This window comes from Citrobacter sp. wls615, assembly GCF_005281355.1.
GTDB classification, from domain to species: domain Bacteria; phylum Pseudomonadota; class Gammaproteobacteria; order Enterobacterales; family Enterobacteriaceae; genus Citrobacter; species Citrobacter werkmanii.
In genome coordinates this window covers 18,434-38,629 of sequence record NZ_SZXM01000070.1, presented here as the reverse complement: position 1 = coordinate 38,629, position 20,196 = coordinate 18,434, and the positions used below count along the sequence as shown (strand labels likewise).

Sequence of the window (20,196 nt, the reverse complement as noted above, 5' to 3'; positions counted from 1 at the left end):
GAAGAAGTTGAAATCGTTGGTATCAAAGAGACTGCTAAGTCTACCTGTACTGGCGTTGAAATGTTCCGCAAACTGCTGGACGAAGGCCGTGCTGGTGAGAACGTTGGTGTTCTGCTGCGTGGTATCAAACGTGAAGAAATCGAACGTGGTCAGGTACTGGCTAAGCCGGGCTCTATCAAGCCGCACACCAAGTTCGAATCTGAAGTGTACATCCTGTCCAAAGACGAAGGCGGCCGTCATACTCCGTTCTTCAAAGGCTACCGTCCGCAGTTCTACTTCCGTACTACTGACGTGACTGGTACCATCGAACTGCCGGAAGGCGTAGAGATGGTAATGCCGGGCGACAACATCAAAATGGTTGTTACCCTGATCCACCCGATCGCGATGGACGACGGTCTGCGTTTCGCAATCCGTGAAGGCGGCCGTACTGTAGGTGCGGGCGTTGTTGCTAAAGTAATGAGCTAATTATTAATTAATTAGCTTTGAGCTTAAAAAGGGCGCTTCGGCGCCCTTTTTGCTGCTTGCTGTTTAGTTGCTGTCATATTTGTTCGCATTTTTTATTCATTCTCCCGCCGCGTAAATAGCGTTGTGCTATTGTAATCATAACTATTCTCATTTACACTTTGCGCAGAAATTGAACGGGAGCGATCATGTACGTTTGTTTGTGTAATGCGATAAGTGATAAAAAAATTCGTCAGGCTGTTCGCCAGTTTCAACCTCAGTCCTTTCAGCAATTACGTAAATTTATTCCTGTGGGAAATCAATGTGGTAAGTGCATTCGCGCTGCCCGTGAAGTCATGCAGGATGAATTAACTCAAATGCCAGAATTTAAAGAGATCGCCTAAGTCACACTCTTTTTTTTGACATCCCGGTAGCCCCATCTACGCTCTAAGAGTGGAAGCGGAGGGACTATAAAATGAAAGGTGATGTTAAAATCATAAATTATCTCAATAAACTATTGGGAAATGAGCTTGTCGCAATCAACCAATACTTTCTCCACGCGAGAATGTTCAAAAACTGGGGCCTGATGCGCCTCAATGATGTCGAGTACCATGAATCTATAGATGAGATGAAACACGCCGATAAATACATCGAGCGTATTTTATTCTTGGAAGGGATCCCAAACCTACAGGATCTTGGCAAGTTAGGCATAGGTGAAGACGTTGAAGAGATGCTGCAATCGGATCTTCGGCTCGAACTGGATGGCGCGAAAGACTTACGTGAAGCCATTGCCTATGCTGATAGCGTTCATGACTACGTCAGCCGGGACATGATGATTGAGATCCTGACTGAAGAAGAAGGGCATATTGACTGGCTCGAAACGGAGCTGGACCTGATCACTAAACTCGGGATCCAGAACTATCTTCAGGCGCAAGTCCGCGAAGAAAATTAAACCTCTCAAGGAAGGACGTTCAGTCCTTCCTGTCTCTACAACCCGGACATCCAGCAAAAGTATCCCCATCCGCTCAGGGCTAGCGCGGGTCCAAAAGGGATGATAGAGACCCGGCGTCGGGCGCGAAGCATCGCCAGCAAGCCGTAAATGATGCCCGCAATGGCCGCGATGTACAAAATATAGGGCAGACTTTGCCAGCCGCTCCAGGCACCGATCGCCGCGAAAAGCTTGAAATCGCCATAACCCATTCCCTCTTTTTTACACACTAACCTGACCATTTGATTAACCAGCCAGAGTGCGGTATATCCTGCGACCGCGCCGAGTATGGCATCGTGACAGTCGATGAATCCGCTACAGGCATTGAAGACCAGCCCGCACCATATCAGCGGCAGGGTGAGTTTATCGGGCAACAGCAGATAGCGTAAATCGATAATACACAGGGCCAGCGCAAACCAGAAATAAAGGAACAGTGCCAGAGCCAGCCCGATATCATTAGGGTGGAACAGATAACACAGCGGGGCGACAATGGCGCAAAGCAGCTCTGACAGCAGATAACGAATTGAAACCGTTTTTCCGCAATAGCGGCACTTTCCACGTAGCCAGAGCCAGCTCAACAGTGGAATATTGTCGAACCAGCGCAGAGGTTGTCGGCAATGACAGCAATGTGACCCAGGGAACCATAGGTTCAGCGCACCGCCCGTTTTAGTCGGATTTTCCTCATGCATAATCATCAACGGTAAACGATAGGTGAGCATTCCCAGCGTACTGCCGGCAATCAGGCCGATCGCCACAAAGAGCATACCTGTTTCAGCGCTTATCATTCGTGGTTGCCTTTAACGTCATTTTGTTCAGCGTAATATTGCCGGCACTGGCTGGACTGGCGTGAAATTCGAGAATTTCAACGCCCAGGCGATGCACTCTTTGCAGGCGATCCAGCCACTCTGCAAAGTCTCCAGCGTTAATACTGTCAGCGGTAACGTCCAGCCCGCCACTCTGGTTTTGCGCGAGCGTGATGGTGAGCCCCGAGTGTTCAGCCTCCTTTTTAATCACATTGGCGATTGGCTTTGAGGGTGAACGTTGCGGTAGCACCCCCCGGATTCTGGCCTGTTTATCCAGCCAAATCAGATCCTGTTGCAGCTTATCGCAGCGGGCCTGGAGGGCATCCACGGTGCGGCTGAGGGGAAGATATAACCCGCACCCGTAAAATGTGGCGATACAGAGGAAGAACAGCAGAATAGCGACTCGCCGTTCGGTTGGGCTTTTCTGTTGTAGCCACTCCCTGATACGTTTATTCATAGCGTAATGTCCACAGTCCCTGGTCTTGCTTCTCAATCTGTAAGGGCAGCCCCGTTGCGTTGTCGGTGATAAACTGCTCAATCTGATTTTTATCGCTGGCATACATAAAAATCTGCAGAGAGTTGCGTTGCTGATCGTAACTTATGCCTTTCAGCGCCAGTTGCGGAAAACTGTCCATTCCTTTTTGCAGTCGCTGCAGGAGAATGGCGGGGGCGGGAAAGCGATGTTGCAACTGTTTTGGCAGATACGTTCGCAGATTCGCGCTATGTCTGTTTTCGGGAATATAGCTGCGCCAATCCTGAGCAAGAGTAGTCGTCAGCTGTTGCTCAAGCCAGTGTAGCTGGGTGTAGAGGAGTACTTGTGAGACCAGCGGTATCAGCGTCAGCGCCAGCGCACACCCCAACGCCAGATGTTTAAGGTGCGTGCTCCCTGGTTGGGAAGCCATGGGCAAACGTAGATGACCGTGTAGCAGGTTTATTGTTGTCGCCGGGGCGTATACCGACAGAATGGAGTGCTCCGGGTAGGTATTACCTCGGGTATTCGAGTCTGGCAGGGGGCCGTAACAGGTCAATTGCTGCGGCGCGTAGTGGGCAAGCAGATGAGTGAGCCAGTGTTCATTAAGTCGCGAGCCGCGGCCTGCATGAGGGCGTACTAACCAACCCTTTTCATCTTGTAGTACCGTCCATCCCTCGTCTGTTATTGGCAGGCACAGGGCATCCAGAATGGCGTGGGTGATTTTTATTCCTGCACTCGCGAACGGTAAAAGTTGAGCTTCAAGCTGGCTTTGCTCAAGGCCTGCGACCCATACATCGCTGTCCTGCTGCTGGATAATTGTCCAGTGCAGTGTAGCCGATGATTCATCCAGCGTTTCATCGGCCAGCCATTGTAACTTTTGTGGTGTTAACACATATCCTGAGGAGGGGATCTCCAGCTTTCTGAAGGTGGCCATCTCCACGGGCAAAAGAAGATGGATCTGCTGAATTGCCGGTTGGCGTGGCAGTGTGGACAGCGACTCTCCGGCGGGTATTCGCTGTATTTCGCCGCAGCCGCGCTCATCATGAATTGCCCATTCCAGCGAGTCTGAGATGGGGTGTAGTACCAACGTTGAGAAAGCCATTAAAATTCCTTTTTATTCCTCTTCGCCAGCGGTTAACTGGCGCAGGTAAGTCCTGAGCGTTTTGTTTTTCTCGTTATAAAATAGCCAGCTATTCATGCCGAGGCTGAGATCGCCCTGCTGGACCGTGGCGCTAATGCGGTAATACTGGCTGCTCACGGTAAGCAGCTTTTTGAGTGAACCCACTAATTCTTTCGTCACCGAATAGTCTTGCTGCGCCTGATATAAAAAAGCGTCCACGCTCGCCCAGCCGTCTGTCGGTCGTTTACGCAATAACGTTTTTGCGTCGTTGTCGCTAATGTCATTAAGGAAAAGTGCTGACAGCAGCGGAGCGTCCTGCTCCGTCAGGGCATTGATATTGATGGAGACCACGTTGCCGAACTGCGCACAGATAAACGGCGACAGATCCTGGAAAATTGTCTCCGTTATGCCGTGTACCTGCCGCGCCTCGCTGGCGCTCAGCAATAGCTGATTGGCGGCGAGACCTTTATCTTTAGCTCGCTGATAGTATTCATCCTCCGCGCCGCGCAAGCGTTTGGTACTATCGTCGTCGATGTAATCCGCCAACGACTGGATAATCTCTTCCGCCTGTGCGCCTTCGACGTTGATTTTTTCCAGTAACGCGGAGAACACCTGGATGTCATAGGGCAATGTGGCGAGCGGTTCCGTCGGTGTATTGACCAGCGCGTTAAGATTAAAGCAATGTTGCTGGTCTTCCGATCGCCAGAAAACCGTCGCCTCTTCACTCAGCTCAGTACTTCCATACGACCCCTTTCCTGGGGTGAGCAACTCGGATTGCAGGCTAGCAGCAGCCTGCGCTTCTGCATAAAGCAGGGCGAATTTTGCCTGCAGGCTGGCGTTGACCCGACGGCTTCTTTGCAACTGCGTCTGGAAGCTGATGGTTAATTCGGCCGCCAGCGCGGCCATTAGCGCCAGGATTAATAATGTGATCAGTAATGCCGAACCGCGTTCATTTTTCATTTTGCCGCTCCGGCGGTTTCGCTGGCCTGCTGACGCGTAGGGAACCAGTCCGGCAAAACGTAATCACGACGTACTTGTTCGCTGGACTTGAACTCAAGTATTACTCTTGCTTGCGCAGGGATGCTGCCATCCTCTGAATTCTGTATTCTGGCCGTGAAGTGGGTAACACCTTCCAGCATTGGCCTCGGCGCTCGTTCTTCTTTGCTGTCCGACGCGGTGCGGACCGCGCGGAATAAAACCCCATCCTGCAGATACCAGTGGACGGTAATCAGCCTGGATTGCGGCCGTGTCGCTGCGTCGATGCCCAGCGACTGCGTGCTGAAGATCATACCCTCAGTTTCAGACTGAAAGACCTGGTTGGTCTGGCGATTTATTCTGGGTACCAGTTGCATTAAATCATTGCCAAGTAGCAGGTCCGTTCGTTGTAACGCATTGAATTTTTGCGTCAGGTTTTGTGCCCGTTGATACTCTTCCATTGCCTGGGAAAAAACGCTGGCGGCCAGAAAACTCAGGGTTGAAAGAATCACGATGGCGAGCATCACTTCCAGCAGAGTAAACCCGCACTGAGCCCGCCTCATTTACTACTCTCCTTTTCCTGCTCTACTGGAGACCATCTTGAAAGGGATGAGGTCCGGCCATCCGGTTGGGTCACGACAACCTGTTGCTGCTGTATTTGCGAGACGTCGGACGTCGTGGCGGTCATTTGCCAGCTAAGGCTGAGCGCATTTTGTCGATCGGTCCCTTTGTCCGTGCTCAACTGACTTCCACGAGCATTAATGAGCGTATTATCCGCGCTCCATAACGCCAGCGTTTCTTGTTGCATAGTCTGAATGGCCGTAAGCTGCCACTGCATGCTTGTTATGAGTGCCAATATCGCGGTGGCGAATATCGTCATGGCTAATAAAACTTCCAGCAGCAGCATGCCGCTTTGCTTAGCGTTCATTTTTTCTTTCCACTAAGCGCGATGGTTAAAGGTAGGCTGCCAGTGCTTTGTATGTCGATAAGTCTGACATTGTCTTCATCCCTGAAGCTCAGCGTAAAAGGCGTTATCTCGCCATCGGGAGTGATAACGAGTTGAGGCAAGTTACCCTCTGGCGGTGGAGTGATTGTTGGCTGACGCGAGCTTTGCCAGTCGCCCGCCAGCCGTAACGCCTCATGGTGCGTCACCTCTTGCCATGTCTTGCCACCAGTGGACGTTTTTTTTAACTGCCAGAAGGACCAGCCCTCACGCGTTATTCTCAGACCAATAGCGGATTTTTCCAGTAGCGCCCAGTCGGCGGCATACTCAACTTGCTGACGGAACGCCTCAGCCTGTTGAGAGAGCCTTCCCGTGGCGCTCAGGCGTGAGTTTTGCGAAGCGATCACGCCTGCCGCCATCATGGCGATGATGACGATCACCAGCAAAACTTCCAGCAATGTGAATCCCTGCTGCTGTTTCATTTTCAGCGTGATTTTTTATCGTTATCCCAGTTATTGATATCATCCGCCGTGCCAGCTTCGCCGTCCGGGCCAGCAGAGGTGATATCGACAGCGCCATGCTCGCCAGGGCTAATCAGTATGTAGTCATTACCCCATGGGTCGTTCGGGAGTCGGCGAATATAGCCATCCGTACTGTAGTTTTCAGCCAACGGCGTCAGCGTTGGAGCGGTGACTAAGGCTTCCATTCCCTGTTCAGTCGTGGGATACCGATGGTTGTCCAGTTTGTACATATCCAGCGCATTCTCAAGCGCGACGATATCGGTAACGGCTTTCTGGCGATCGGCGCGATCTTTATTGCCCATCAGGTTCGGTACCACCAGGCTTGCCAGAACACCGAGAATCACAATGACCACCATTAGTTCCATCAGCGTAAAGCCACGCTGTTTATTGTTTATTGGCTTTTCCATAGACCTTCCTTAGTTCATTAATGTATTGAGTTGCAGAATAGGTTGCATAACTGACACCACGATAAAGAGGACAATCATGGCCATGATGACAATCAGAGAGGGTTCAAAAATCGCCAGCGCCAGGGCAATCCGGTTTTGCAAATGGTTTTCCTGATTGTCCGTGGCTCGCTGCATCAACTCGCCTAGTTCGCCGCTTTTTTCACCTGATGCGATCATGTACAGCATCATGGTCGGAAAAATGGCGGTTTGCGCTAACGAGCGGTGAATACTGTTACCCTGGCGTACGCTCTCCGCTGCTTCGCTGAGCCTTTGGCGGATAGCGAGGTTACTGACGCCCTCCGCGGAGAGCGTCATCCCCTGTAAAAGCGGTACGCCGCTGTTGTTCAGTATGCTCAGGGCGCGCAAATAGCGGGCGCTGTTAATCGCGCAGACCAGAGAGGCGGTAAACGTAAACGTCATCAGGAAGCGATGAAAACGCAGGCGGTTTCCCTTACGCCGTAGCCAGTATGAAAACATGATGAATAACGCCACGATGAGGAGCAAAATTCCCGGACCAAAGGTGGACAGGAAGTGACTGATGGCCAATAGAATGCGCGTTGTCAGCGGTAATTCATGCTTGAGATGGATGAACTGCGCCGTCACTTTGGGTACTACGGTGGTCAGCAGAATAGTGACAACGAGGATCGCGACGGTGGTCAGTAGTGTTGGATAAATCAGCGCTTGCGTCAGTTTGCTGCGCATTCGCTGGCGGGTGTCATTAAAATCAGCTAATCGCTCCAGAACGGCACCCAGCTGTCCGACGGTTTCTCCAGCCTTAACCAGGGTGCAGAATACGGAATCAAATAAATGAGGATGATTCTGCATTGCGCTGGATAGCGATTGCCCCTCGAGGACCGCCTGACGCAGTTCATTAATGATAGCAGACAGGTTTTTATTTTCTTTTTGTTGCTGAATGATCGCCAGGGCCTCATCCAGCGGTAAAGCCGCCGAAATCAGCGTCGCCAGTTGGCGGGTGAAGAGGGTTAAGTCGCTGTGGCTGAGTCGGGGGCCAAAAAGAGGGATTGAGAACGACTTTTGCTGGGGGCTGATGACGAGCGGCAGCAGCCCTTGAGTACGTAAGAACGTCACCACTTCACGTTCGCTATTGGCTTCAACGACGCCTTTAGCAGGCTTTCCTTGCAGATCGGTTGCTTGCCAGGTGAATTTCATTGTTCAGCCTCCAGTGGCTGCTCCCTTTCTGCGGTGACCCGCAGAATTTCCTCCAGTGACGTAAGCCCCTCTACGGCAACGCGCAGGCCATTAGTCAGCAGATTTCTGTGCCGTTGATCCTGTAGCTGTTCCAGACGTTGTTCATTGAACTCACCATGAATGGCGGCGCGAATTTTCGGGCTGATAGTCAGTATTTCATGTATCGCCAGACGTCCCTGATAACCACTCTGTCGGCAGGCTGGACAGCCGTTGGCTTGCCACAGATGAGGTGCGGATATACCGTGCGTATCCAACAGCTGCTGTTCCTGCGGGATCATTAGGCGGGGAGATTTACATTCACTGCACAGGCGTCTGACCAGACGCTGGGCGATGACGCCGACCAGCGAGGAAGACAGCAGGAAAGATTCAATGCCCATATCGCGCAGACGTGTGATTGCACCGCTGGCGCTGTTGGTGTGTAGCGTGGAGAGTACGAGGTGACCGGTTAATGACGCCTGTACTGCAATTTGGGCAGTTTCAGCGTCGCGGATCTCCCCGACCATCACAACGTCCGGATCCTGGCGTAAAATAGCACGCAGTCCGCGGGCAAACGACATATCCACGCGGCTGTTGACTTGGGTCTGGCCGATGCCTTCCAGCTCGTATTCAATGGGGTCTTCAACAGTCAGAATATTGCGCTCAGGATGATTAAGCGCTGACAGAATGGCATAGAGCGTGGTGCTTTTACCGGAGCCCGTTGGCCCGGTGACCAGAATAATGCCGTGCGGCAGGGTGATAAGTTGCTTAAGCGCCTGCGCGTCATCGAGTGACATATCAAGTTTATCGATCGACAGGCGCAAACTGCTCTTATCCAGCAGACGCAGCACTACCCGCTCCCCGTGCTGTGAAGGCAGAGTCGAGACGCGAACATCAACGTTGCGATTGCCAATTTTTAAGGTTATACGGCCATCCTGCGGGAGGCGTTTTTCAGCGATATCCAGCCTGGCCATTATCTTAATGCGAGAGATCAGCAGCGTGGCCAGCTTCTTGTTCGGCTGCACGACGGGATGCAGTACACCATCCACGCGAAAACGAATGCTCATCGTTTTTTCGAAGATCTCAATATGGATATCTGAGGCGTGTTCTTTGATAGCCTCGTTTAATACCGCGTTGATCAAGCGAATAACCGGCGCATCGGACTGCTCGTTGAGCAGATCTTCGTTGGTCGGTATCTCTTCTGAAAGCGCGTTGAGATCGTCGGCATTATTCATCCCTTCGGCAATCAGTTGTGCCGTGCCGCTATCTTGCTGGAAGATAAGCTCCAGCTGTTCATCAAATTGTTGTGGGGAAAGACGACGGAAGGTACAGTCCGCTGTCGTTAATATCGCGGCATCAAGCAAATTATCAAGCGGCGTGTTGTCAGCGTAGATGACTTCGCCGTTGTGGATCGCTACGCCGCGTTGTTGCGCTTTTAGCCAGATTCGCTGTTTCATTTTGATGAGTTATCCAGCGAATCAATGTTATCAACGCCGATCAGTAGCTTACTGCTCTTCTCTGCGCGTTCTTTTTGCATCGTCTTGAAACGTGTATATTTTTCCTGCGATAAGGAATGGTATACATCGTCATCCCGAATGATCGTTGGGCGAATAAAGACCATTAGATTACGTTTGCTTTTTTCATTATCGGTGTAGCGAAACAGTTGCCCGACCAATGGAATATCGCCGAGTAACGGAACTTTTTCGATCGTTTCTTTGCTGGAGTCGTCCATTAATCCCCCCAGCACGACCGTTTCGCCACTTTTCACCAGCACCGCGTTCTGGATGGTGCGGGTATTGAAGGTTGGCCCGAGATCAGACGAGTTTGCTGAGGAATCAACGCTCGATACCTCCTGTTCAATCTCCATCAATACCGAGTCTCCCTCGTTAATTTGCGGCGTAACCTTTAGCTTGGTTCCCACGGTTTTACGTTCAACGGTACTGTAAATATTATCACCGGAGGTGGTTTGGGAACCGGATAGCACTGGCACATCCTGGCCGACGTTAAACGACGCTTCTTTATTATCAAGTGTGACAATACTGGGGGTGGATAAGATGTCGTTTTTACTGTCTGAACTGATTGCCGTCAGCAGCACGCCCCAGTCACCGCTGAAGAAACCCGCTGCAAGACCATTAAATTCGCTGAACAGATCGTAGGCTGGGTTATCACTGGTGATGCCTCCCTGCTTTTTAAACTCCCTGACGCCCTGTGCGGCGTTGAAGATTGGCAGGCCGGTATTGGTAAACTGGGTTGCGCCGACGTTTTTATTGGCCCATTGCACGCCAAGATTCAAACCTTTGCCATCCTGGACTTCGACAATAATGGCTTCGACCAGTACTTGAGCGCGACGAATATCCAGTTTTTCAATTACTGGAGCCAGTTGCTGGAGTTGGCTTTGGTTGGCGGTGATGACCAGCGAATTGGTCTGTTCGTCTGCGCTGATAGATATATCGTTATTACTGCTGCTGGAGGTGTTGCCCCCCGATTTTGTTGCAGACCCGCTCTCATCTTTTAGTTTCTGCGAAACTCCCGTCAGGACTTCAACTAGCTTGTCTGCTTTGGCATATTTCAGATACCAGACGCGCGTATTACCCTGTCCCTGCTCCTGCGTATCGAGACGCGAAGCGAGCTGCGTGATTTTTGCACGGGCTCGATCCGAACCACTCACAATCAGGGCATTGCTGCGCTTGTCAGCGACAATTCGTGTTTGCAACGTGGTGGGTTTTGCATCTTTACCGCTTTCACGCGACAGTTCAGTGAGCACTTCGGCGAGATCGACGGCAGAAGCATATTTGAGCGAAATGATCTGGTCTTTTTCAGCACCCATCGTGTCCACACGCTTTGCCACCTCAATCAGACGATTGACGGTAGACGCTTTCCCGGTAAGAATCAATACGTTAGAGGCTTCGTAGTGGACGACGTTGCCAATATTGCCGCCGTCAAGCATCTGGCGCAACAGCGGGGCCAATGCACGAGCCGGCACGTTATTGAGCGAGACGACACGGGTTACCAGTTCGTCGCCCTTGCCGGGGTGGGTGTCGCTGGAGAGTCGACCCGGCGCCATTTTAATTTTGTCAGAACGCACGACTTTAAGAATGCCGTTGTCAAGTGTAACGAGGGAAAAACCATACAAATCAAGCACGCTAAGGAAAAACTGGTAGTATTCCTCTTCGGTGAAAGAGTCAGTGCTTCTGACCGAGATGGTCGCGCTGACATCAGGGGCAAGGAGAATTGTTTTACCGATATTCTGCCCAACAATATCAACAAATGTCTTAATATCCGCGCCGTTAAAGTTGGCGGTATAATCAGCTGGCATTGCCGGCGCGCTGGCGGTTGCCAGTAGCAGGATTATTAAAACCCCGGCCAGACGGCAACGGGGGAAGAGTCCATTCATTTAATTTTCCTTAACATCCTTGAACTGATTTACTGAAACATTAACTAAACGGGGAAGCGAGTTGCGCACCACGGTGAACTGCGCCATTTGCAGACGACTCAGCGCTTCCTGCGCCTGATTAAGATCGGCTTGCTGCGTTAATGAGAGGTTATTAATACGCACGGCAATGTCACCGGGCAGCAGTTCGGTTCCGGTGAATGAATGTGTTTTATCACGGGGTAAAAGACGCAATCCGCGTAGTGAGTTTTTTTCCTGAACGGCGCTGGTTGCGATAAAGTCCGCCAACGCAAACTGCTGGTGGGTACGGACGTCCTCTTTTTTGTCCTGCGGCCTCGAAGAGGGTAATTCCTCGAGGAGCGTCAGCCGGACTTCCTGTCCCTGATGGTCAAACGTCACCTGATTTTTATCGATAGCGGTAATACGCGAGTCAGGAGAGGAGTTGAGGGGCTGGTTAAGCGTATAGCTGGTTTGCTGTCCTCCCTCTTTGACAATCGCACGGGAGGCAGATTTATTGGTGCTGAAAATAATTCCGCTTAACTTGATACCTGACAACGCGTCGACAGTATGCTGACGACGGGCTGGCCGCGTTGTGGCACCCAATGGTTGAGCAGATAACTTCAGGGGCGGCAATTCCTGACGTTGTGGATTATCTGCTTTTATTTTATATACATAGTTTTTATTTTTGTTCCAATTAATATAGATAGAGTAAATAAAACAAAAAGAGATAATAATACTAATGAATATAACGATAATATATACAATACGGCCTGCTAGCACGTTTTTCAGAAAATATTTAGGTGTTAACATAAGCATCGGATTAAATATGGTTAGAATATTCGAATGTAATTGTTTTATTTGCTAATGGAATGAATAATATGATCGCCGCAACACGATGACAAGTTGTTTGTATTTTGTGTGGTTAACTTAGGAATAATGACATTATTCATTTAGACGAGCATGATAAATCATGGATGATTTTGCTTATATTCATACAGAAAGAGAATATATTCTTATTCGTTATATAATTGACGAATTGCAGCGTGAACGATGGGTTGTGCTACATGGGGATAAATCATCCGGGAAAACCGTGTTGGCTTACGGTATTGCTGAACGATTCCCAGGGCGGACAATTATTCTAAACCCCATCAACACGAATGGCTATCGGTGGGATTGGACGCTTGTTTATGATAATCAGCCAAACAATAATTTGGTTGGATGTATTTTCCCTGTGACATCACTCTGGTCCGAGCTATGTTCGACGGTAATAACGAATCCCCCTGAATCCTTGCTGATTATTCTTGAAAATGCGCACGGGATAAAACACGGGCTTGCGGAGTTCATCCAGCAAGGTAAAGCACAAATACCGGGGGTGCATATTCTCACTGTAGGGATGTTTACCTCCCGACAACGACGAAAATTACACCTTGGACATCCATCATGGTTGACGATTCCCGCTCCCGGCATTGAAGAAGCCCGACAGGTGATTGCCCACCATGCTGGTATTGATCTCACTGCGGTTAATCTGCTTCCATCCCATTTTATACGCAGAATTATGCGGAGTACTCGCGGAGAACTGCGATTACTGGCACGGGCAGGATGGTGTATTCGTCAGGCGCTACAGGCAGAAGATATCGACGTTACCCGATTCAGCCGAAAACAGCGCAAATGGGTGCTACGTTGCTTGCCGACGCCTCGCCGGCGAGTTCTCACCGCATCTGCACTTATTCTTATTGCCGGAACATGTTGGTTTGCAGGATGGAAAAACGGGGCGCTGTTATCCCCTTTATTGCCGGAATTGCCGCGTAATATTTTTGCTGACAGGACCGGGCTCCTCCCAACGCCCGTGGATCTTGGCGATAAAATAATGACAGTCAATGACGCCACCCAATTACTGTTCGAGGTTTGGGGTTATGAAACCGATAAAAAGGAAGCATGGTGCGATCAGGCATGGCGAGGCGATTTAATGTGCGAATCTGGTGTGACTACGTTGGATCAATTGCAAAATCAGGGACTACCCTGGATTGCTCAACTGCAGGTGGCAGATAAAAAGATCCCCGTGGTCGTCATCGGTTTCAGCGGTGAAAATGTGATCGCCCTGGCAGGAAAAAGGACCTGGCATCTCAGGCTGGCGTGGTTCTCTACGGTTTGGAATGGCAATTATACAATTATGAGGAAAATGACGCCGGAAGGGAAAACCACGATTACGAAAAAAAGTAGTGTCGAAGATATTATCTGGCTGGATGCCATGCTTAGCCGAGTACTTAACGTTGAAGCCGATGAATCGGGAGAATGGTCGGCATTGTTGGTGGAGAAAATTCGTGAGTTTCAGGTACAAAATGGGCTGACTGCAGATGGTATCGCTGGACAACTTTCGCTTATTAAACTATGGCAGGCGTTGGATGAAAGCCCCAAACTTATTGTGGAAGGAGAAGGGCATTAATGTTTCAGTTATATTGCCGGGGTCAACAACTATCCGCAGTATGTGAACCTCGCTGCTGGTGGCGCTTTGCCCGCGTCGTTGGAGGGTATGGACTGTGTAGTTGCAGCTGGTTTCTCTTTGCTGCGTTCTGGGTGGCTATGGGGAGTTATTTCCAATCCCAACGGGCACCAGTTCAGATGGCGGAATTAGCTAACCCTAATTATGTGCTTTCGCAAGAACATTATCTTTATAAGAAAACCCCTCTTCCGGCGGTAGTCGAAACAGAAGAAGAGACTGATGAGCAGAACGAGGCCCATGAGGAGAGCGTAGTTGACATGCAAAATCCAGCACCTGAAGACGCCACGGATCATGCCGATTTAAAGGCACGGGTAAAGCAGGCAATGGCTGAAATAGCACAATAAGCATTCGCAGAAGCGATCTGGTTATTATCAACACAGTTCGCTTGCAATGCTCCACTGAATGCGTATAATGCGCGGGCTTGTCTAATATTGACAGCGGTTCGATATGAGCCACCGGTACTGCGAAAGCAATACCAGACAATGTTCCCAATCGGGGAACTCTGTAAGAACGGTTACACTCTCCCATCAATCGTAATGGGTTTGAGGAGTAACTATTTCGTTTATAAAATAATTGGAGCTCTGGTCTCATGCAGAACCAAAGAATCCGTATCCGTTTGAAAGCGTTTGATCATCGTCTGATCGATCAATCAACCGCGGAAATCGTCGAGACTGCCAAGCGCACTGGTGCGCAGGTTCGTGGTCCGATCCCGCTGCCGACCCGCAAAGAGCGTTTCACCGTTCTGATCTCTCCGCACGTTAACAAAGACGCGCGTGATCAGTACGAGATCCGTACTCACAAGCGTCTGGTTGACATCGTTGAGCCAACTGAAAAAACCGTTGATGCTCTGATGCGTCTGGACCTGGCTGCCGGTGTAGACGTGCAGATCAGCCTGGGTTAATCAGGTCATCGAGCGATTGAGAGGTTGATACAATGATTGGTTTAGTCGGTAAAAAAGTGGGTATGACCCGCATCTTCACTGAAGATGGCGTCTCTATCCCAGTAACCGTTATCGAAGTTGAAGCAAACCGCGTTACTCAGGTTAAAGATCTGGCTAACGACGGCTACCGCGCTGTTCAGGTTACCACCGGTGCTAAAAAAGCTAACCGTGTAACTAAGCCGGAAGCTGGCCACTTTGCTAAAGCTGGCGTAGAAGCTGGCCGCGGCCTGTGGGAGTTCCGTCTGGCAGATGGTGAAGAATACACCGTTGGTCAGAACATTAGCGTTGAACTGTTTGCTGACGTTAAAAAAGTTGACGTAACCGGTACCTCTAAAGGTAAAGGTTTCGCTGGTACCGTTAAGCGCTGGAACTTCCGTACCCAGGACGCTACTCACGGTAACTCCTTGTCTCACCGCGTTCCGGGTTCTATCGGTCAGAACCAGACTCCGGGCAAAGTGTTCAAAGGCAAGAAAATGGCAGGTCAGCTGGGCAACGAACGTGTAACCGTTCAGAGCCTGGACGTAGTACGTGTTGACGCTGAGCGCAACCTGCTGCTGGTTAAAGGTGGTGTTCCGGGTGCGACCGGTTGCGACCTGATCGTTAAACCAGCTGTGAAGGCGTAAGGGGATAGCAATGGAATTAGTATTGAAAGACGCGCAGAGCGCGCTGACTGTTTCCGAAACTACCTTCGGTCGTGATTTCAACGAAGCGCTGGTTCACCAGGTTGTTGTTGCTTATGCAGCTGGTGCTCGTCAGGGTACTCGTGCTCAGAAGACTCGTGCTGAAGTAACTGGTTCAGGCAAAAAGCCGTGGCGCCAGAAAGGTACCGGCCGTGCGCGTTCAGGTTCTATCAAGAGCCCGATCTGGCGTTCAGGTGGCGTAACCTTCGCTGCTCGCCCGCAGGACCACAGTCAAAAAGTTAACAAGAAGATGTACCGCGGCGCGCTGAAAAGCATTCTGTCCGAACTGGTACGTCAGGATCGTCTGATCGTTGTCGAGAAGTTCTCTGTTGAAGCGCCTAAAACTAAGCTGCTGGCACAGAAACTGAAAGACATGGCTCTGGAAGATGTGCTGATCATCACCGGTGAGCTGGACGAAAACCTGTTCCTGGCTGCGCGCAACCTGCACAAGGTTGACGTACGCGATGCAACTGGTATCGACCCGGTTAGCCTGATCGCCTTCGACAAAGTCGTAATGACTGCTGATGCTGTTAAGCAAGTTGAGGAGATGCTGGCATGATTCGTGAAGAACGTCTGCTGAAGGTGCTTCGCGCACCGCACGTTTCTGAGAAAGCGTCTACTGCGATGGAAAAAACTAACACCATCGTTCTCAAAGTTGCTAAAGACGCGACCAAAGCAGAAATCAAAGCTGCTGTGCAGAAACTGTTTGAAGTCGAAGTCGAAGTCGTTAACACCCTGGTAGTTAAAGGGAAAGTTAAACGTCACGGACAGCGTATCGGTCGTCGTAGCGACTGGAAAAAAGCTTACGTCACCCTGAAGGAAGGCCAGAATCTGGACTTCGTCGGCGGCGCTGAGTAAGTCGGAGGAGTAATACAATGGCAGTTGTTAAATGTAAACCGACATCTCCGGGTCGTCGCCACGTTGTTAAAGTGGTCAACCCAGAGCTGCACAAGGGCAAACCTTTTGCTCCGCTGGTTGAAAAAAACAGCAAATCCGGTGGTCGTAACAACAATGGCCGTATCACCACTCGTCACATCGGTGGTGGTCACAAGCAGGCTTATCGTATTGTTGACTTCAAACGCAACAAAGACGGTATCCCAGCAATTGTTGAACGTCTTGAGTACGATCCGAACCGCTCCGCGAACATCGCGCTGGTTCTGTACAAAGACGGTGAACGCCGTTACATCCTGGCCCCTAAAGGCCTGAAAGCTGGCGACCAGATTCAGTCTGGCGTTGATGCTGCAATCAAAGCAGGTAACACCCTGCCGATGCGCAATATCCCGGTTGGTTCTACCGTTCATAACGTAGAAATGAAACCAGGTAAAGGCGGTCAGCTGGCACGTTCCGCTGGTACTTACGTTCAGATCGTTGCTCGTGATGGTGCTTATGTCACCCTGCGTCTGCGTTCTGGTGAAATGCGTAAAGTCGAAGCAGACTGCCGTGCAACTCTGGGCGAAGTTGGCAATGCTGAGCATATGCTGCGCGTTCTGGGTAAAGCAGGTGCTGCACGCTGGCGTGGTGTTCGTCCTACCGTTCGCGGTACTGCGATGAACCCAGTCGATCACCCACATGGTGGTGGTGAAGGTCGTAACTTTGGTAAGCACCCGGTAACTCCGTGGGGCGTTCAGACCAAAGGTAAGAAGACCCGCAGCAACAAGCGTACTGATAAATTCATCGTACGTCGCCGTAGCAAATAATTTTAGAGGATAAGCCATGCCACGTTCTCTCAAGAAAGGTCCTTTTATTGACCTGCACTTGCTGAAGAAGGTAGAGAAAGCGGTGGAAAGCGGAGACAAGAAGCCCCTGCGCACTTGGTCCCGTCGTTCAACGATCTTTCCTAACATGATCGGTTTGACCATCGCTGTCCATAATGGTCGTCAGCACGTTCCGGTATTTGTTTCCGACGAAATGGTCGGCCACAAACTGGGTGAATTCGCACCGACTCGTACTTATCGCGGCCACGCTGCTGATAAAAAAGCGAAGAAGAAATAAGGTAGGAGGAAGAGATGGAAACTTTAGCTCAACATCGCCATGCTCGTTCTTCTGCTCAGAAGGTTCGCCTTGTTGCAGACCTGATTCGCGGTAAGAAAGTGTCGCAGGCTCTGGATATTCTGACCTACACCAATAAGAAAGCGGCTGTATTGGTTAAGAAAGTCCTGGAATCTGCCATTGCTAACGCTGAACACAACGATGGCGCTGACATTGACGATCTGAAAGTTACGAAAATTTTCGTAGACGAAGGCCCGAGCATGAAGCGCATTATGCCGCGTGCAAAAGGTCGTGCAGATCGCATCCTGAAGCGCACCAGCCACATTACTGTGGTTGTGTCCGATCGCTGAGACTCTGGAGACTAGCAATGGGTCAGAAAGTACATCCTAATGGTATTCGCCTGGGTATTGTAAAACCATGGAACTCAACCTGGTTTGCGAACACCAAAGAATTCGCTGACAACCTGGACAGCGATTTTAAAGTACGTCAGTACCTGACTAAGGAACTGGCTAAAGCGTCTGTATCTCGTATCGTTATCGAGCGTCCGGCTAAGAGCATCCGTGTGACCATTCACACCGCTCGCCCGGGTATCGTTATCGGTAAGAAAGGCGAAGACGTAGAAAAACTGCGCAAAGTCGTAGCTGATATTGCTGGCGTTCCTGCCCAGATCAATATCGCCGAAGTGCGTAAGCCTGAACTGGACGCAAAATTGGTTGCTGACAGCATCACTTCTCAGCTGGAACGTCGCGTTATGTTCCGTCGTGCTATGAAGCGTGCTGTACAGAACGCAATGCGTCTGGGCGCTAAAGGTATTAAAGTTGAAGTTAGCGGCCGTCTGGGCGGCGCGGAAATCGCACGTACCGAATGGTACCGCGAAGGTCGCGTACCGCTGCACACTCTGCGTGCTGACATCGACTACAACACCTCTGAAGCGCACACCACTTACGGTGTAATCGGCGTTAAAGTGTGGATCTTCAAAGGCGAGATCCTGGGTGGTATGGCTGCTGTTGAACAACCGGAAAAACCGGCTGCGCAACCTAAAAAGCAGCAGCGTAAAGGCCGTAAATAAGGAGCGTCGCTGATGTTACAACCAAAGCGTACAAAATTCCGTAAAATGCACAAAGGCCGTAACCGCGGTCTGGCTGCTGGCGCGGATGTTAGCTTCGGCAGCTTCGGTCTGAAAGCTGTTGGCCGTGGTCGTCTGACTGCCCGTCAGATCGAAGCAGCACGTCGTGCTATGACCCGTGCAGTTAAGCGTCAAGGTAAGATCTGGATCCGTGTATTCCCGGACAAACCGATCACTGAAAAGCCGCTGGCAGTGCGTATGGGTAAAGGTAAAGGTAACGTAGAGTATTGGGTTGCCTTGATTCAGCCGGGTAAAGTCCTGTATGAAATGGACGGCGTACCGGAAGAGCTGGCCCGTGAAGCATTCAAGCTGGCAGCAGCGAAACTGCCGATTAAAACCACCTTTGTAACTAAGACGGTGATGTAATGAAAGCAAAAGAGCTGCGTGAGAAGAGTGTTGAAGAGCTGAACACCGAGCTGCTGAATCTGCTGCGTGAGCAGTTCAACCTGCGTATGCAGGCTGCAAGTGGCCAGCTGCAACAGTCTCACCTGTTGAAGCAAGTGCGTCGTGATGTCGCACGCGTTAAGACTTTACTGACTGAGAAGGCGGGTGCGTAATGACCGATAAAATCCGTACTCTGCAAGGTCGCGTTGTTAGCGATAAAATGGAGAAATCCATCGTTGTTGCTATCGAACGTTTTGTGAAACACCCGATCTACGGTAAATTCATTAAGCGTACGACCAAACTGCACGTACATGACGAGAACAACGAATGCGGTACTGGTGACGTGGTTGAAATCCGCGAATGCCGTCCGCTGTCCAAGACTAAGTCCTGGACGCTGGTTCGCGTTGTAGAGAAAGCCGTTCTGTAATACAGTAGGCATTCTCAACGAATAAACGGCTCAGCGATGAGCCGTTTATTTTTTCTACCCATATCGTTTGAGCGGTGTTATAATGCCGCGCCCCCGATATGGGGCTTTTTTAACGACCTGATTTTCGGGTCTCAGTAGTAGTTGACATTAGCGGAGCACTAAAATGATCCAAGAACAGACTATGCTGAACGTCGCCGACAACTCCGGTGCACGTCGCGTAATGTGTATCAAGGTTCTGGGTGGCTCGCACCGTCGCTACGCAGGCGTCGGCGATATCATCAAGATCACCATCAAGGAAGCAATTCCGCGTGGTAAGGTCAAAAAAGGTGATGTGCTGAAGGCGGTAGTGGTGCGCACCAAGAAGGGTGTTCGTCGCCCGGACGGTTCTGTCATTCGCTTCGATGGTAATGCATGCGTTATTTTAAACAATAACAGCGAGCAACCTATCGGTACGCGTATTTTTGGGCCGGTAACTCGTGAACTTCGTAACGAGAAGTTCATGAAAATTATCTCTCTGGCACCAGAAGTACTCTAAGGAGCGAATCATGGCAGCGAAGATCCGTCGTGATGACGAAGTTATCGTGTTAACCGGTAAAGATAAAGGTAAACGCGGTAAAGTTAAGAATGTCTTGTCTTCCGGCAAGCTCATTGTTGAAGGTATCAACCTGGTTAAGAAACACCAGAAGCCGGTTCCGGCTCTGAACCAACCAGGCGGCATCGTTGAAAAAGAAGCTGCTATTCAGGTTTCTAACGTTGCAATCTTCAACGCGGCAACCGGCAAGGCTGACCGTGTAGGCTTTAGATTCGAAGACGGCAAAAAAGTCCGTTTCTTCAAATCTAACAGCGAAACTATCAAGTAATTTGG

30 protein-coding genes are annotated in these 20,196 nt (G+C 50.5%); 18 read left to right on the top strand and 12 right to left on the bottom strand.

Annotated features, from left to right (window positions below; genetic code table 11):
* The 3 genes from FDX04_RS19445 to bfr form a co-directional block, all read left to right on the top strand.
* The coding region (locus tag FDX04_RS19445) for an EF-Tu/IF-2/RF-3 family GTPase (RefSeq protein WP_042326251.1) at nucleotides 1–465 on the top strand (465 nt) is incomplete at its 5' end.
* A gap of 185 nt (nucleotides 466–650) precedes the next feature.
* Nucleotides 651–845, top strand: a complete 195-nt coding sequence (gene bfd / locus FDX04_RS19440) for a bacterioferritin-associated ferredoxin (protein ID WP_006687360.1) — start codon at nucleotides 651–653, stop codon at nucleotides 843–845.
* 71 nt (nucleotides 846–916) lie between these two features.
* A complete protein-coding gene (gene bfr / locus FDX04_RS19435; protein WP_137361358.1) occupies nucleotides 917–1,393 on the top strand; it encodes a bacterioferritin in 477 nt (158 codons plus the stop codon).
* Between the two features lie 35 nt (nucleotides 1,394–1,428).
* Here bfr and FDX04_RS24620 read toward each other — a convergent pair whose 3' ends face one another.
* Genes FDX04_RS24620 through gspC form a run of 12 tightly spaced genes read right to left on the bottom strand, consistent with a single transcriptional unit; the run spans nucleotide 1,429 to nucleotide 12,095 of the window.
* Nucleotides 1,429–2,214, bottom strand: a complete 786-nt coding sequence (locus FDX04_RS24620) for an A24 family peptidase (RefSeq protein WP_137371359.1) — start codon at nucleotides 2,212–2,214, stop codon at nucleotides 1,429–1,431.
* Entirely contained in the window at nucleotides 2,201–2,689 is a 489-nt protein-coding gene (gene gspM, locus FDX04_RS19425) for a type II secretion system protein GspM (protein ID WP_170972942.1), read from the bottom strand. Before gspM ends, FDX04_RS24620 begins: the two co-directional genes overlap by 14 nt.
* Entirely contained in the window at nucleotides 2,682–3,806 is a 1,125-nt protein-coding gene (gene gspL, locus FDX04_RS19420; RefSeq protein WP_137371358.1) for a type II secretion system protein GspL, read from the bottom strand. The genes gspM and gspL overlap by 8 nt, the downstream gene beginning before the upstream one ends.
* 12 nt (nucleotides 3,807–3,818) lie before the next feature.
* On the bottom strand, nucleotides 3,819–4,784 hold the full coding sequence (gene gspK / locus FDX04_RS19415; RefSeq protein ID WP_137361354.1) for a type II secretion system minor pseudopilin GspK: 966 nt from the start codon (nucleotides 4,782–4,784) through the stop codon (nucleotides 3,819–3,821).
* Entirely contained in the window at nucleotides 4,781–5,362 is a 582-nt protein-coding gene (locus FDX04_RS19410) for a type II secretion system protein J (RefSeq protein WP_137371360.1), read from the bottom strand. Before FDX04_RS19410 ends, gspK begins: the two co-directional genes overlap by 4 nt.
* Nucleotides 5,359–5,727 (bottom strand): type II secretion system minor pseudopilin GspI, encoded by a 369-nt coding sequence (gene gspI, locus FDX04_RS19405; protein ID WP_137371357.1) that lies wholly within the window; start codon nucleotides 5,725–5,727, stop codon nucleotides 5,359–5,361. The genes FDX04_RS19410 and gspI overlap by 4 nt, the downstream gene beginning before the upstream one ends.
* Nucleotides 5,724–6,224 carry a type II secretion system minor pseudopilin GspH gene (gene gspH, locus FDX04_RS19400; RefSeq protein WP_137361352.1) on the bottom strand — a complete coding sequence of 167 codons (501 nt, stop codon included), beginning with the start codon at nucleotides 6,222–6,224 and terminating at the stop codon, nucleotides 5,724–5,726. Before gspH ends, gspI begins: the two co-directional genes overlap by 4 nt.
* A 2-nt stretch (nucleotides 6,225–6,226) precedes the next feature.
* Nucleotides 6,227–6,670, bottom strand: coding sequence for a type II secretion system major pseudopilin GspG (gspG, locus tag FDX04_RS19395; RefSeq protein ID WP_137361351.1), 444 nt, complete (start codon nucleotides 6,668–6,670; stop codon nucleotides 6,227–6,229).
* Between the two features lie 9 nt (nucleotides 6,671–6,679).
* Nucleotides 6,680–7,879: a type II secretion system inner membrane protein GspF gene (gspF, locus tag FDX04_RS19390; RefSeq protein WP_137371356.1), complete on the bottom strand. Its 1,200-nt coding sequence runs from the start codon at nucleotides 7,877–7,879 to the stop codon at nucleotides 6,680–6,682.
* On the bottom strand, nucleotides 7,876–9,351 hold the full coding sequence (gene gspE, locus FDX04_RS19385) for a type II secretion system ATPase GspE (RefSeq protein ID WP_137361349.1): 1,476 nt from the start codon (nucleotides 9,349–9,351) through the stop codon (nucleotides 7,876–7,878). The genes gspF and gspE overlap by 4 nt, the downstream gene beginning before the upstream one ends.
* On the bottom strand, nucleotides 9,348–11,288 hold the full coding sequence (gene gspD / locus FDX04_RS19380; protein WP_137371355.1) for a type II secretion system secretin GspD: 1,941 nt from the start codon (nucleotides 11,286–11,288) through the stop codon (nucleotides 9,348–9,350). The genes gspE and gspD overlap by 4 nt, the downstream gene beginning before the upstream one ends.
* Nucleotides 11,289–12,095 (bottom strand): type II secretion system protein GspC, encoded by an 807-nt coding sequence (gene gspC / locus FDX04_RS19375; RefSeq protein WP_170972941.1) that lies wholly within the window; start codon nucleotides 12,093–12,095, stop codon nucleotides 11,289–11,291.
* A 160-nt stretch (nucleotides 12,096–12,255) separates the two neighbouring features.
* Here gspC and FDX04_RS19370 point away from each other — a divergent pair, with 160 nt between their 5' ends.
* The 15 genes from FDX04_RS19370 to rplX all read left to right on the top strand — a co-directional run bounded on the left by FDX04_RS19370 (nucleotide 12,256) and on the right by rplX (nucleotide 20,191).
* Complete coding sequence (locus tag FDX04_RS19370) at nucleotides 12,256–13,728, top strand: peptidoglycan-binding domain-containing protein (protein ID WP_137361346.1); 1,473 nt, start codon at nucleotides 12,256–12,258, stop codon at nucleotides 13,726–13,728.
* Between the two features lie 176 nt (nucleotides 13,729–13,904).
* Complete coding sequence (locus FDX04_RS19365) at nucleotides 13,905–14,129, top strand: hypothetical protein (RefSeq protein WP_137361345.1); 225 nt, start codon at nucleotides 13,905–13,907, stop codon at nucleotides 14,127–14,129.
* Between the two features lie 245 nt (nucleotides 14,130–14,374).
* Nucleotides 14,375–14,686, top strand: coding sequence for a 30S ribosomal protein S10 (gene rpsJ / locus FDX04_RS19360; protein ID WP_001181005.1), 312 nt, complete (start codon nucleotides 14,375–14,377; stop codon nucleotides 14,684–14,686).
* 32 nt (nucleotides 14,687–14,718) lie between these two features.
* Nucleotides 14,719–15,348, top strand: a complete 630-nt coding sequence (gene rplC, locus FDX04_RS19355) for a 50S ribosomal protein L3 (protein WP_003031117.1) — start codon at nucleotides 14,719–14,721, stop codon at nucleotides 15,346–15,348.
* Nucleotides 15,349–15,358: 10 nt separating this feature from the next.
* A complete protein-coding gene (rplD, locus tag FDX04_RS19350; RefSeq protein ID WP_000424395.1) occupies nucleotides 15,359–15,964 on the top strand; it encodes a 50S ribosomal protein L4 in 606 nt (201 codons plus the stop codon).
* Complete coding sequence (gene rplW / locus FDX04_RS19345; RefSeq protein ID WP_000617546.1) at nucleotides 15,961–16,263, top strand: 50S ribosomal protein L23; 303 nt, start codon at nucleotides 15,961–15,963, stop codon at nucleotides 16,261–16,263. The genes rplD and rplW overlap by 4 nt, the downstream gene beginning before the upstream one ends.
* 17 nt (nucleotides 16,264–16,280) lie before the next feature.
* A complete protein-coding gene (rplB, locus tag FDX04_RS19340; RefSeq protein ID WP_042312092.1) occupies nucleotides 16,281–17,102 on the top strand; it encodes a 50S ribosomal protein L2 in 822 nt (273 codons plus the stop codon).
* Nucleotides 17,103–17,118: 16 nt separating this feature from the next.
* Entirely contained in the window at nucleotides 17,119–17,397 is a 279-nt protein-coding gene (rpsS, locus tag FDX04_RS19335) for a 30S ribosomal protein S19 (RefSeq protein WP_001138115.1), read from the top strand.
* A 14-nt stretch (nucleotides 17,398–17,411) separates the two neighbouring features.
* Nucleotides 17,412–17,744, top strand: a complete 333-nt coding sequence (rplV, locus tag FDX04_RS19330) for a 50S ribosomal protein L22 (RefSeq protein ID WP_000448832.1) — start codon at nucleotides 17,412–17,414, stop codon at nucleotides 17,742–17,744.
* 17 nt (nucleotides 17,745–17,761) lie between these two features.
* On the top strand, nucleotides 17,762–18,463 hold the full coding sequence (gene rpsC / locus FDX04_RS19325; protein ID WP_000529945.1) for a 30S ribosomal protein S3: 702 nt from the start codon (nucleotides 17,762–17,764) through the stop codon (nucleotides 18,461–18,463).
* Nucleotides 18,464–18,475: 12 nt separating this feature from the next.
* Nucleotides 18,476–18,886 (top strand): 50S ribosomal protein L16, encoded by a 411-nt coding sequence (rplP, locus tag FDX04_RS19320; protein ID WP_000941208.1) that lies wholly within the window; start codon nucleotides 18,476–18,478, stop codon nucleotides 18,884–18,886.
* On the top strand, nucleotides 18,886–19,077 hold the full coding sequence (gene rpmC / locus FDX04_RS19315; RefSeq protein ID WP_000644742.1) for a 50S ribosomal protein L29: 192 nt from the start codon (nucleotides 18,886–18,888) through the stop codon (nucleotides 19,075–19,077). Before rplP ends, rpmC begins: the two co-directional genes overlap by 1 nt.
* Nucleotides 19,077–19,331, top strand: a complete 255-nt coding sequence (gene rpsQ, locus FDX04_RS19310; protein WP_003031120.1) for a 30S ribosomal protein S17 — start codon at nucleotides 19,077–19,079, stop codon at nucleotides 19,329–19,331. Before rpmC ends, rpsQ begins: the two co-directional genes overlap by 1 nt.
* A gap of 163 nt (nucleotides 19,332–19,494) precedes the next feature.
* A complete protein-coding gene (gene rplN, locus FDX04_RS19305; protein ID WP_000613954.1) occupies nucleotides 19,495–19,866 on the top strand; it encodes a 50S ribosomal protein L14 in 372 nt (123 codons plus the stop codon).
* Between the two features lie 10 nt (nucleotides 19,867–19,876).
* A complete protein-coding gene (gene rplX, locus FDX04_RS19300; RefSeq protein ID WP_004106345.1) occupies nucleotides 19,877–20,191 on the top strand; it encodes a 50S ribosomal protein L24 in 315 nt (104 codons plus the stop codon).
* The last annotated feature ends 5 nt before the right edge of the window (nucleotides 20,192–20,196 follow it).

Coding starts and splice junctions, on each gene's coding strand:
- bfd (WP_006687360.1), top strand. CDS start 651: ATGTACGTTTGTTTGTGTAATGCGATAAGTGATAAAAAAATTCGTCAG.
- bfr (WP_137361358.1), top strand. CDS start 917: ATGAAAGGTGATGTTAAAATCATAAATTATCTCAATAAACTATTGGGA.
- FDX04_RS24620 (WP_137371359.1), bottom strand. CDS start 2,214: ATGATAAGCGCTGAAACAGGTATGCTCTTTGTGGCGATCGGCCTGATT.
- gspM (WP_170972942.1), bottom strand. CDS start 2,689: ATGAATAAACGTATCAGGGAGTGGCTACAACAGAAAAGCCCAACCGAA.
- gspL (WP_137371358.1), bottom strand. CDS start 3,806: ATGGCTTTCTCAACGTTGGTACTACACCCCATCTCAGACTCGCTGGAA.
- gspK (WP_137361354.1), bottom strand. CDS start 4,784: ATGAAAAATGAACGCGGTTCGGCATTACTGATCACATTATTAATCCTG.
- FDX04_RS19410 (WP_137371360.1), bottom strand. CDS start 5,362: ATGAGGCGGGCTCAGTGCGGGTTTACTCTGCTGGAAGTGATGCTCGCC.
- gspI (WP_137371357.1), bottom strand. CDS start 5,727: ATGAACGCTAAGCAAAGCGGCATGCTGCTGCTGGAAGTTTTATTAGCC.
- gspH (WP_137361352.1), bottom strand. CDS start 6,224: ATGAAACAGCAGCAGGGATTCACATTGCTGGAAGTTTTGCTGGTGATC.
- gspG (WP_137361351.1), bottom strand. CDS start 6,670: ATGGAAAAGCCAATAAACAATAAACAGCGTGGCTTTACGCTGATGGAA.
- gspF (WP_137371356.1), bottom strand. CDS start 7,879: ATGAAATTCACCTGGCAAGCAACCGATCTGCAAGGAAAGCCTGCTAAA.
- gspE (WP_137361349.1), bottom strand. CDS start 9,351: ATGAAACAGCGAATCTGGCTAAAAGCGCAACAACGCGGCGTAGCGATC.
- gspD (WP_137371355.1), bottom strand. CDS start 11,288: ATGAATGGACTCTTCCCCCGTTGCCGTCTGGCCGGGGTTTTAATAATC.
- gspC (WP_170972941.1), bottom strand. CDS start 12,095: ATGTTAACACCTAAATATTTTCTGAAAAACGTGCTAGCAGGCCGTATT.
- FDX04_RS19370 (WP_137361346.1), top strand. CDS start 12,256: ATGGATGATTTTGCTTATATTCATACAGAAAGAGAATATATTCTTATT.
- FDX04_RS19365 (WP_137361345.1), top strand. CDS start 13,905: ATGGCGGAATTAGCTAACCCTAATTATGTGCTTTCGCAAGAACATTAT.
- rpsJ (WP_001181005.1), top strand. CDS start 14,375: ATGCAGAACCAAAGAATCCGTATCCGTTTGAAAGCGTTTGATCATCGT.
- rplC (WP_003031117.1), top strand. CDS start 14,719: ATGATTGGTTTAGTCGGTAAAAAAGTGGGTATGACCCGCATCTTCACT.
- rplD (WP_000424395.1), top strand. CDS start 15,359: ATGGAATTAGTATTGAAAGACGCGCAGAGCGCGCTGACTGTTTCCGAA.
- rplW (WP_000617546.1), top strand. CDS start 15,961: ATGATTCGTGAAGAACGTCTGCTGAAGGTGCTTCGCGCACCGCACGTT.
- rplB (WP_042312092.1), top strand. CDS start 16,281: ATGGCAGTTGTTAAATGTAAACCGACATCTCCGGGTCGTCGCCACGTT.
- rpsS (WP_001138115.1), top strand. CDS start 17,119: ATGCCACGTTCTCTCAAGAAAGGTCCTTTTATTGACCTGCACTTGCTG.
- rplV (WP_000448832.1), top strand. CDS start 17,412: ATGGAAACTTTAGCTCAACATCGCCATGCTCGTTCTTCTGCTCAGAAG.
- rpsC (WP_000529945.1), top strand. CDS start 17,762: ATGGGTCAGAAAGTACATCCTAATGGTATTCGCCTGGGTATTGTAAAA.
- rplP (WP_000941208.1), top strand. CDS start 18,476: ATGTTACAACCAAAGCGTACAAAATTCCGTAAAATGCACAAAGGCCGT.
- rpmC (WP_000644742.1), top strand. CDS start 18,886: ATGAAAGCAAAAGAGCTGCGTGAGAAGAGTGTTGAAGAGCTGAACACC.
- rpsQ (WP_003031120.1), top strand. CDS start 19,077: ATGACCGATAAAATCCGTACTCTGCAAGGTCGCGTTGTTAGCGATAAA.
- rplN (WP_000613954.1), top strand. CDS start 19,495: ATGATCCAAGAACAGACTATGCTGAACGTCGCCGACAACTCCGGTGCA.
- rplX (WP_004106345.1), top strand. CDS start 19,877: ATGGCAGCGAAGATCCGTCGTGATGACGAAGTTATCGTGTTAACCGGT.